Origin of the sequence: Deinococcus detaillensis (assembly GCF_007280555.1) — a bacterium.
Lineage (GTDB): Bacteria > Deinococcota > Deinococci > Deinococcales > Deinococcaceae > Deinococcus > Deinococcus detaillensis.
Genome location: NZ_VKDB01000001.1, coordinates 321,476 through 330,652, shown reverse-complemented (window position 1 = coordinate 330,652; position 9,177 = coordinate 321,476). Strand labels below are relative to the sequence as shown.

General features: G+C 61.4%; 11 protein-coding genes. 6 read left to right on the top strand and 5 right to left on the bottom strand.

What is annotated here, in order from left to right:
- Positions 1–219 precede the first annotated feature (219 nt).
- A complete protein-coding gene (locus tag FNU79_RS01760; RefSeq protein ID WP_185974575.1) occupies positions 220–1,317 on the top strand; it encodes a CAP domain-containing protein in 1,098 nt (365 codons plus the stop codon).
- A gap of 129 nt (positions 1,318–1,446) precedes the next feature.
- Here the strand turns inward: FNU79_RS01760 and FNU79_RS01755 are convergent, their stop codons facing one another.
- The 3 genes from FNU79_RS01755 to FNU79_RS01745 form a co-directional block, all read right to left on the bottom strand.
- Positions 1,447–2,091, bottom strand: a complete 645-nt coding sequence (locus FNU79_RS01755; protein ID WP_124870039.1) for a DedA family protein — start codon at positions 2,089–2,091, stop codon at positions 1,447–1,449.
- An 8-nt stretch (positions 2,092–2,099) separates the two neighbouring features.
- Positions 2,100–2,825, bottom strand: a complete 726-nt coding sequence (locus FNU79_RS01750) for a phosphatidylserine decarboxylase (RefSeq protein ID WP_143719166.1) — start codon at positions 2,823–2,825, stop codon at positions 2,100–2,102.
- Positions 2,826–2,890: 65 nt separating this feature from the next.
- Positions 2,891–3,913, bottom strand: coding sequence for a glutamate-cysteine ligase family protein (locus FNU79_RS01745; protein ID WP_143719165.1), 1,023 nt, complete (start codon positions 3,911–3,913; stop codon positions 2,891–2,893).
- A 66-nt stretch (positions 3,914–3,979) separates the two neighbouring features.
- On the opposite strand from FNU79_RS01745, the gene FNU79_RS01740 reads away from it, so the two are divergent.
- From FNU79_RS01740 to FNU79_RS01720, 5 genes are read left to right on the top strand one after another with little or no spacing between them, the layout of a single operon-like run.
- Positions 3,980–4,969, top strand: a complete 990-nt coding sequence (locus FNU79_RS01740; protein WP_143719164.1) for a PIG-L deacetylase family protein — start codon at positions 3,980–3,982, stop codon at positions 4,967–4,969.
- Between the two features lie 6 nt (positions 4,970–4,975).
- Positions 4,976–5,641, top strand: coding sequence for a tRNA (5-methylaminomethyl-2-thiouridine)(34)-methyltransferase MnmD (gene mnmD / locus FNU79_RS01735; RefSeq protein WP_143719163.1), 666 nt, complete (start codon positions 4,976–4,978; stop codon positions 5,639–5,641).
- A gap of 10 nt (positions 5,642–5,651) precedes the next feature.
- Positions 5,652–6,629 carry an FAD-dependent oxidoreductase gene (locus tag FNU79_RS01730; RefSeq protein ID WP_225429810.1) on the top strand — a complete coding sequence of 326 codons (978 nt, stop codon included), beginning with the start codon at positions 5,652–5,654 and terminating at the stop codon, positions 6,627–6,629.
- Positions 6,630–6,686: 57 nt separating this feature from the next.
- Positions 6,687–7,067 (top strand): YchJ family protein, encoded by a 381-nt coding sequence (locus tag FNU79_RS01725; protein WP_143719162.1) that lies wholly within the window; start codon positions 6,687–6,689, stop codon positions 7,065–7,067.
- A 56-nt stretch (positions 7,068–7,123) separates the two neighbouring features.
- Positions 7,124–7,897 (top strand): methyltransferase domain-containing protein, encoded by a 774-nt coding sequence (locus FNU79_RS01720; RefSeq protein ID WP_143719161.1) that lies wholly within the window; start codon positions 7,124–7,126, stop codon positions 7,895–7,897.
- A gap of 22 nt (positions 7,898–7,919) precedes the next feature.
- Here FNU79_RS01720 and FNU79_RS01715 read toward each other — a convergent pair whose 3' ends face one another.
- Together FNU79_RS01715 and FNU79_RS01710 are read right to left on the bottom strand one after the other, a co-directional pair.
- On the bottom strand, positions 7,920–8,156 hold the full coding sequence (locus tag FNU79_RS01715) for a hypothetical protein (RefSeq protein WP_143719160.1): 237 nt from the start codon (positions 8,154–8,156) through the stop codon (positions 7,920–7,922).
- 35 nt (positions 8,157–8,191) lie between these two features.
- Complete coding sequence (locus FNU79_RS01710; protein ID WP_143719159.1) at positions 8,192–9,100, bottom strand: bacteriorhodopsin-like; 909 nt, start codon at positions 9,098–9,100, stop codon at positions 8,192–8,194.
- Positions 9,101–9,177 lie beyond the last annotated feature (77 nt).

Here is a 9,177-nt window from a genome sequence, read left to right as displayed (position 1 = left end):
CACATTTTTGCCATAAATCTAGACACACCCCCCCAATTCCTAAAGTTAGTTAGGTTACACTACGGTCACGTCGGGTTCTTTGCCGAAGCGACGCGGCTTCATTGCGGGAATTTGTTATAAACCTGTCATAGTTTTTTTAAGAATTTCGCAAAAATCTGCATTTCTTGGAGTGTTTTTCATGGCATTGTCCACCAAGGTACGCTTAAATAAAGTATGTCAATGAAGTTTAAACAACAGCTCGGCTTACTGGTGATGGCCGCGCTTTTTCTATCCGCTTGTGGTTCGCAGGTGGCGGCCCCGCCGACTTCTGACCAAAGCGCTCAGCCTGCGGTGGCTGTCCGGAGCGCTGCCCCCGCTGCCGACACAGCCCTTGATACTTCCACCATGCCTAAAGCGCTGAGCCTCAGCGTGGGCGAAAGCCTGCAAGTCCCGGTCACCATCAGCGGCCAAGTGCCTGCGGCTGGGCTGCTGAGTTGGCAAAGCAGCGACCCCCGCATCGTCGCAGTCACGGCGAGCGGCTTACTGAGCGCGTACCAGCCCGGCGCGGTGCAGGTCAGAATCGTTCAGAAAGACCACCCCGAGCGCGATTATGTCCTCGAAGTCACGGTTCAAGCGCCCCCAATGGCCACGCCCAAGCCGCCCGCGCAACCAATTGCTCCCGCTCCACCTGCGCCAGTCGCGCCCGCTCCAGTAGTGCCTCCGACTCCCACGCCACCTGTGCCAGCTCCCACACCTACCCCGGCCCCTACGCCCACACCGCCAGCGCCAGCTCCTACACCTACTCCGGTCGCGCCTCCAGCCCCCGCGCCCACCCCACCTGCGCCAGCTCCCACACCCACTCCAATTGCTCCGCCGCCCGTACCAGCCCCAATTCCCACTCCAGCCCCCGCGCCGACGCCGACCAGCGGCTTTACTTCCGAAGTGCTGCGCCTGGTCAACGTGGCCCGCGCGGCGGGGGGAAATTGCGGCGGCGTGGCTTACCCGCCCGCAGCAGCCCTGAGCTGGAACACTCTGCTGGCCGGCACGGCACAGGCCCACGCTGCTGATATGGCCACCAAAAACTACTTTGACCACACCAGCCCGGATGGCCGCACCTTCGATCAGCGCATCACCGCCGCCGGATACCAGTGGCGCAGCGTGGCCGAGAACATCGCCGCCGGCCAGCAGACCCCCGCCGATGTGATGGCCAGCTGGCTGAGCAGCCCCGGCCACTGCAAAAATATCTTCAATCCCATTCTCAAAGAGTTGGGGGTGGGCTACTTCGAGGGCGGCAGCTACAAACAATACTGGGTGCAGGACTTCGGCACGCCACGCTGAGGCCAAAGCATGTTGCTGAATTGACCCTCTTCTTCCAGCACAACTCCTCCCCTCTTCGTTCGGAATGGCCGTTCCAAATGAAGAGGGGAGGAGTTTTTATTAATTATTCAGGCAAACGACCAAGCCTTTTTACAACTCCTGCTCTGTCCTGGCTTCTTCACGGCTTTGCTGCGCTGTGTTGACCTCACCGCGTGCTTTCTTGACTGCTTTATAAATAAAGTAAGCGGGAACGCTGAGAACCACCAGCCCGACCAGGCCGTAGATTTGATACCGGTGCCAGACCGCAATAAAGGCCACTCCGCCCAGCCACATCCCAATTTGCCACACCGCCGTCCAGGACAACGCCCCAAGAAAAGAGCAGGCGATATACGGCAAGGGCTTGAGGCCAGCTTCACGGGCATACAAAATAAACAGCGTTCTGAACGGCCCGAACCAGCGGCTGATGACGGCCATCCACGGGCCGTACTGGGTCAGCATGTTCTGAATTTGGGTCAGGCCCAGCTTCTGCTGCGCTTTTTTGGGAATCAGCTTGATCCCGCGCGGCCCGATGTAGTAGCCGATCAGGTTGCCGATGGTATTGCCGATGGTGCCGAACAAAATCGATTCCCAAAGTGTGGTGTCGTGGCCCTGAATCATTAAACCCAGCGCCAACATGCTGGCTTCATAAGGAATAAAGGGCAGCCCGATGCCTTCCAGTAGCAGCAGCAAGGCGTTCACCAAATGGACGACCTGCGGGTTGAGCGTCCCCAGCCAGTGCAGCAAGTGCTCCGTCATGGTGAACTTTACGCTTTAGGCTTGCTAAGGCGGGCAATGGGCGTTTGTGCGCCGTACACTTGGTCGCCCACGCCCACCAAGAAGTCCACGTCACCGAAGATAAACAAATCCACCTGTGAGCCGCGCTCAATGAAGCTGATTTTCTGGCCGGGGCGCAGGGTATCGTTCACGCTGACATAGGTGCTGATCTTGTTGACGAACTTGTCGGCGATTTCCACCATCGCCACTTTGACGCGCCCCTCGATGAACACCGTTTGGCGCTCGTTTTCCAGGGCGTAGCGCTTGGCAAACAAATCCACCGCCCGCCGCAGATACGTCAGTTGAATGTATTCCCAAATATCCACCATCGGCAAATTGAGTTTGGCTCCGTTGTGAACGATGCCGGTGATGCGGCCTTTCATCGGCGCGTAGTTGAAATGCACGTCTAAGGGTGACATGTAAATCCCGATCAGCCAGCCGTGTCCGGGCGTCTGGCCTTCAGGCCACTCGGCGTGGGTAATTTCGCTGACTTTGATTTTCTGGCCGAGCTTCTCGCTGACGATCTCGCCGTTTTCCACGCGGCGCACGTAAACGACTTGGCCGTCACAGGGACTGGTCAGCAAATCGTCGTCGGTGGGAGTGATACGTACCGGATCGCGGTAAAACCAAACGCGCTGCAAAAACAGCAAGACCGCGCCCCAAATCAGGGCGATGGGCAAGAGGCGCTTGAGAACATTGAGCAAAAATTTCAGCATGTGCAGAGTCTAGCAGTGTGGACATTCAACGCTTCTTAAGATGCCCCACACACGCCACAATCTCTCTATTTCTTATTTTCCACGTACGCTTTACGGGCGATATACGGCAACTTGGGAAGGTAATAGCGGGCAAATCCGGCGTACCCTCGCCAAGCTGCCGGCAGCGGGTGGGGCGTGCCGAGGTCTTGCCAGATGCCGCTGCGGTAAAGGCCGTCGAGGTGGGCGCAGGTGCTGGCCCAGCCGTGAACCTCAGTATGGCCTCGCACCCGGTCTGCTTCGGTAAAGCGCAGCCAATCGGTAGAAAAGCCCACCCGCTCCGCGAGTTCGTCGGCGCGTTCAAAGAGGGTGTCGGATGCGCCGCCGAGCATCTGTGCCCGCAACTGGTTGTAACTCTGGCGGCTAAACGGCAAGGTGCCGGGCAACTTGGCGATTTTTTCCACCGCCTGCACAATGGCCCACAGCCGCTCTGGATCGGGAACCGGGTCGAGGACGCGCAACTCCAGCGTGCCCAGCCGGCGGGTGATGATCAAATCCTGAAACCGCTCGTAGGGATCGCTGCCGAGTTCGCCCAAAGCAAACGACGACTTGATGCGCGAAAGCGGGCCGCTCTCGCCCTGTCCAAAGTAAGGGCTGCTGGCGCTGGCAAGGGTCAGCACCGGCAAGAAGTAAGCCAGGTTGCCGTAAACCCGCTGGCGCTCGGCGTCCGGCACACCGACGTGAATGTGCAGCCCCGCCGTGTGATAGCGGTCACTGCCCGGCAAGGCACCGAGGGCAATCAGTTGACCCGACGAAAAAACGCGGGCGAGTTCGCGGCGGCGCGACAACGTAGCGGCAAACAGCGTCGCGGCGCTGAACTCCACTCGGGTGCTGACTTCCACGCTGCTCATCACCTCACGCCTGGCCGCTTCACCCCGCCGGAAATTGGTGGCGGTGGCCGCCCAGTTGCGGCCCGGGTCTTGCCACAACAGCCCCCCCATATCCCACAAACTGCCCAGCGAAGTGCGCCCGCCGTAGAGGACGAAGACTTCTTCTTCCAGACCGTAAGTGGGCGCGGCAGCGGCGATCAGAGCGGACAAGGCAGCAGGCATTTGAGAGCGAGTATACGCACAGCGCTCACCGTAAGCTTAAAGCTTCCTTTATATTGATGGGTGCTGATGCGTTTATACAGGCCGCGCAAATGGAAACGTCTGGCAGCAGCGGCCGTTATCCTGCTGCTGCTGGCCGCCTTTATTAACGGCTGGTACTGGCTGCCCACCGGAAGGTTGACCGTTCACCAGGTCAAGGCGGCGGCGGCGGCGTTGCCCATTATGGAGCCGCTCAGCGGGCGGGTGCTGTTCGTCTCGCCGCATCCCGACGACGAAACTTTGGCGGCAGGCGGACTGCTGCAAGACGTGATGGAGCGCGGCGGGCAAGTCTACGTGGTCTTTTTGACCAGCGGCGACGGCTTCGAGTGGGACGCCCGCGCCACCAACCGCGAAGTAAACGTAGACCGCGCCGATATGCTGCGCCTCGGCCTGCGCCGGATGAACGAGGCCCGTGCGGCGACGGCGGCGCTGGGCATTCCCAAAGACCATATTTTCTTTTTGGGGTTTCCCGATCAGGGTCTGACCCCGATTTATCTGCAAAATTATTTGTCGCCGTACACCAGCCCGCACACTGGCGTCAACCGGGTGCCATATGCCGGAACCTTCGTGCCGGGTAAGCCCTATACCGGCAAGGAATTAGACCGCCAATTGGCCGCCGTCTACGACCAGGTCAAGCCTGACACGGTGCTGGCCCCCAGCGCCCAAGACGGCCACCCCGACCACCGCACCGCCGCTTACGTGTCGTCGCGGCTGGCGACCCAGCGCGGCGAGAAGCTGTACTTTTACCTCGTTCACGGCGGGCTGGAGTGGCCCCTTCCCAAGGGCAAGCACGAAGACCTGCCGCTTGTCCCGCCGCGCCCGACCTGGCAAGGGCTGAAATGGAACCGCTATCCGGTGACGGATCATCAGCGCAAACGCCAAATCGAGGCCATCAAAGCCTACAAGACGCAGCTGATGGTGGTGCCGCGCTTCATGTGGGCCTTCGTGCGCCAAAACGAATTGCTGCTGCCCGCTCCCGCCGAAGGTGCGCCGATTCCGCCCGCCGATCTGGGAAAATGAACAGGCATGGCTGAAGCGAGCACGGTTGAACGCACCTCGGACGGTACACTCACGCTTTTCAGCGAGCGCTACGGCGAGTGGTATTCGTCCATGCACGGCGCAGGGGCACAGTCGCGCACAGTGTTTTTGGAAGCCACCGGAACGCACCTCCACCCTTTTGCACAGGTGCTGGAAATCGGCTTTGGGCTGGGCCTCAACTTCCGCACCACCTTGACGAGTGCCGAGGAGCGCGGCGCGGCGCTGAGTTACCTCGCTTACGAAGCCTTTCCGCTGGCGGCCTCGGCATTGGCGCAGGTCGCGGCGGGCGAAACCCATCCGCTGTGGACGGCGCTGCTGGGGGCATGGGACGCAGGTACCAAAGTGGGCCAGCTCCACCTCCAGCACGGGCAATATGAGGTGAGGGTAGAGTTTGCCGACGCCAGCGCAGCGCTGCTGCCACGTCAGTGGGCCAGCGCCATTTACCTCGACGGCTTCAGCCCCGCCAAAAATCCTGAAATCTGGACGCCAGACTTTTTGGCCCGCTTGGCGGATAGCTTGGCGGCGGGCGGCGCTCTGGCAACGTACAGCGCAGCGGGCGCGGTACGGCGCAGTTTGCTGGCGGCGGGCTTGGCGGCCAAAAGGCGGCGAGGCCTGGTAGGCAAACGTGAGTTTTTGGTGGCGCACAAACCGTGAGTGTGCAGCGGTGAGACTGCTCATCATCGGCGGCGGCATTGCGGGCGCGTCGGCGGCTTACTTCGCGGCGCAGGCAGGCCACCGCGTCACGCTGCTGGACGCAGGCGCGGGCCGCTCAAGTGACGTGCCAGCAGCGCTGCTCAATCCGGTGCGCGGGCAAAGCGGCAAGGTGGAGCCTCAAGCTTTAGCGGGCCTGCGCTGCACTTGGGCGCTGATTGCCGAATTACAGGCAGCGGGCCAGCACATCCCACACGGGCAAACTGGAGTGCTGCGCCCCGTACCCGACGAAAAAACCCAGCGCAAATGGGCCGCCGCCTTGCCCACCGAACTGCCGCACATTTGGCGCGGGCCTGCCGGGTTGCCACCAAGCTGGCAAAGTGTTCTCGAATTGCCGGAAGGCGGCTGGGTCAGCGGCGCGGCCTTCGTCGGAGCGCTCAAGCGGGCTTCGGGAGCGCGGCTGATGCGCGGGAAAGCGGCGCGAATCTGGGCCAGCGGCGCGGCTTTGGAAAGCGGCGAGATACTGGAAGCCGAGCGGGTCATTTTTTGCGGCGGCTCATTGGGCGCTGAATTCAGTCATCAAAATGGCGGCGAACAGAGCAGTCACTTGGAAGGCGCAACTCACCGAGCGGGCAGCCTGCTCCTGCTCAGTCAAGCGCCCCAGCAGCCGCTGAGTTTCGGCGCTTACCTGTCTCCGGCAGCGGTAGGCGGCGTGCTGGGAGCCACTTTTGAAGCGCCTGCTGTCAGTCACGCGGCGGCTTTGGCGGGCGGTTTGCCGTTCAAATCATTAGACTGGCTGCTGCAAAAAGGAGCAGCCCTCAGCGACCTCGGCGGCGTGCAAGTCACGGGCCGTTGGACAGGCGTGCGCCTCTCGCCTCTGCGCTCTGAACCAGACGCGGCGGGCGTGTACCACCTCAGCGGGCTGGGCAGCAAAGGCTTTTTGCTGGGGCCGCTGCTGGCGCGGGAGTTGGTGCGCGAACTCTCGGGCTGAGGCTGAATGAGTTGGTTGGGCGAGTGAGTTCAGCGCCCACCGCGTTACTCTGGAGGCATGCCGCCGTTGCCTTTTCCTCCCTTCAAGCTCTGCCCCTGCAACTCCAAACAACCTTACGCTCAGTGCTGCGGCCCGCGCCTGAGCGGGGAACAACCGGCCCAGACACCCGAAGCGCTGATGAGGTCGCGCTATGTCGCTTACGTTTTGCAAGACGCAGCTTATCTGCTGGCCACCTGGCACCCCACGACCAGACCCGCCGAATTGGAGGTGGGGCCGCAGCCGCAGTGGTTGGGCCTGAATGTGCGCCGCGCTGCGGGCGACACCGTCAGCTTCACAGCCCACTACCAGGAACGGGGGGTGCGCCGCGAACTGCGGGAGCGAAGCACCTTTGTGCAGGAGAGCGGGAAGTGGTTTTACTTGGACGGGGTTGAGGATTAGTGTTGTCTCTAGAGTAGTTACGCTAGCACCACTGAGCGGCTGCTTAAACTTGGCGCATGTGGAATCCCCAGCAATACCTTCAGTTTCAAATAGAGCGAGATCGGCCCTTTTTTGATTTGCTCGCGCAGGTGCGGGGCGACCCCCAACAAATCGCCGACCTCGGCTGCGGCACCGGCCACCTGAGTGCTGCGCTGAGTCGGCGCTGGCCGAAAGCACAGGTGACCGGTGTGGACAGCAGCCCCGAAATGCTGAAACAGGCCAAGCCGTTTGCCAGTTCGCACCTCAGCTTTGTTCAGGCCGACCTGCGCACTTGGCAACCCGAGCGCCCCGTGGACCTTCTGCTGAGCAACGCCGCTTTGCAGTGGGCCAACAACCACGCCGAACTGATTCCCCGTTTGGCCGCTTGGGTCGCTCCGGGCGGCACCTTTGCTTTTCAGGTGCCGGGCAACTTTGATGCGCCCAGCCACACGCTGCTGGCGGAAGTATCAGCCCGCCCGCGCTGGACGCCGCTGCTCAGCGGCCAGCAGCGTGACAAAGCCGCTCTGAGCAGCTACGGCCCCGCCGAATACACCGCCGTGTTGGCTCCGCTGGGCTACCATGTCAACGCTTGGGAAACCACTTACCTTCATCTGCTACCCGCTCATGAAAATGCCGTGTTGGACTGGGTCAAAGGGACGGCGCTGCGGCCCGTGCTGGCCCAACTCAGCGCCGCGCAGAGCGCCGAATTTTTGCAAGAGTACGGCAAGGAACTCAGCAAGGCGTACCCAGCTAAAAGCTACGGTACGCCTTTTGAGTTCCGGCGAATTTTTGTAGTGGCCCAGCGAGATTAGCCGGCGGCTCTACAAGGTGCAGCTACCCGGCAGCTCCGCCGTCCCAAATGCTGACAATCCAGATGTACGTGACGGTGAGGAGAGTGATGACCGCGTAGATCAGGCGCAAGCCGATCAGATGCGGCCCCAGCAGATCGCTGCGGAAATAGTCGAGGGCCAGTGCCGAGGCAACGAGCAGCACCAAGCCCAGCGCCACGAAACCCTGATGGCGGCGCACAAAAATAAACAAAGGGCGAACGGCTGGGGCGGGCTTGGTCATGCTCATGAGGTCTCCGGCAGTGTCAGGTGAAGGGATTAGGTGGGTCGTTCAGTGGCCGCCGGGCTGGTGCTGTTCTCCGGAACGCCCACACTGCGGTCATGCGCGGTCTTTTCCAGCGCAATAAAGTAAATCAGGGTGCCGAAGCCGACTTTGGCGAGAATATCCGCGATGCTGTAGCCCACTTGAAGCCCAACGACTCCGTTGGCACTCAAGCTGCCGCCGCCCAAAATGACGGGCAACAGGTAAGCGATCGGGTAAAAGCCCCAAGAAGCGAACAACAGCAGCCGCAGATTGCGGGTCAGCACCTGAACCCGTGGCGGCTGGCGGTCCAGCGACTTGCCCAGTTCGACAAACAGCGTGTAGACGATATAGATAAACGGAATGGTGCTGATGGTTCCCCAGATCAGGCGTGTCGTGGTGTCGCCGGAGATTTCACCGGGATACCCCGTGGCGATCATCACGAAGGCGGCCATCGCCAAGCGCCAGATCATGCCCGAAGCGATATTGCTGGCAAGGGCCAGCACCGCCACGGTTTCGACCAGCAGCAGCGGCACCGTCAAGATCCAGTCGGCGTAGCGGTAAGCGTCGTTGAAGGGAACAGCCGTGGCGACGTAGGCTCCGGCGTTCAGGGCGTAGGACTCGTTCCAAGAGTTGAAGATTCGGAAGTAGTGGTAGCAGGCCACGGCCACCACCAGCGCCGAGACCACCATGGCCGGGCGGTACTTGGGCGACAGATTTTGCTGGGCCAGCACGAAGAAGATAAAGCCCGCGCCCATGGTGGCGATAGTGATTGAAAATATCTGATACACCAAGCCGAACTGACCGCTGCTCAGCGAAAGCTTGGCAGCTTCGACTGGGGCGTTTTGCGTCTGCGCCAGCACGGTGCCCAGCAGCACGGTCAGCGTGGCGACGAGCCAAGTGAGCGGCGTAAAACGTTGCCTCATAACAACTCCTGTAGTAAGAGCCGCACCCGGAAAGGCGCGGGGAGTGGGCCGCATGCACGGCGGGCTAAGGAGCCAGG

What these genes read in the sequence shown, in the direction of transcription:
- FNU79_RS01760 (WP_185974575.1), top strand. Translation starts at nt 220, where the DNA reads ATGAAGTTTAAACAACAGCTCGGCTTACTGGTGATGGCCGCGCTTTTT.
- FNU79_RS01755 (WP_124870039.1), bottom strand. Translation starts at nt 2,091, where the DNA reads ATGACGGAGCACTTGCTGCACTGGCTGGGGACGCTCAACCCGCAGGTC.
- FNU79_RS01750 (WP_143719166.1), bottom strand. Translation starts at nt 2,825, where the DNA reads ATGCTGAAATTTTTGCTCAATGTTCTCAAGCGCCTCTTGCCCATCGCC.
- FNU79_RS01745 (WP_143719165.1), bottom strand. Translation starts at nt 3,913, where the DNA reads ATGCCTGCTGCCTTGTCCGCTCTGATCGCCGCTGCCGCGCCCACTTAC.
- FNU79_RS01740 (WP_143719164.1), top strand. Translation starts at nt 3,980, where the DNA reads ATGCGTTTATACAGGCCGCGCAAATGGAAACGTCTGGCAGCAGCGGCC.
- mnmD (WP_143719163.1), top strand. Translation starts at nt 4,976, where the DNA reads ATGGCTGAAGCGAGCACGGTTGAACGCACCTCGGACGGTACACTCACG.
- FNU79_RS01725 (WP_143719162.1), top strand. Translation starts at nt 6,687, where the DNA reads ATGCCGCCGTTGCCTTTTCCTCCCTTCAAGCTCTGCCCCTGCAACTCC.
- FNU79_RS01720 (WP_143719161.1), top strand. Translation starts at nt 7,124, where the DNA reads ATGTGGAATCCCCAGCAATACCTTCAGTTTCAAATAGAGCGAGATCGG.
- FNU79_RS01715 (WP_143719160.1), bottom strand. Translation starts at nt 8,156, where the DNA reads ATGACCAAGCCCGCCCCAGCCGTTCGCCCTTTGTTTATTTTTGTGCGC.
- FNU79_RS01710 (WP_143719159.1), bottom strand. Translation starts at nt 9,100, where the DNA reads ATGAGGCAACGTTTTACGCCGCTCACTTGGCTCGTCGCCACGCTGACC.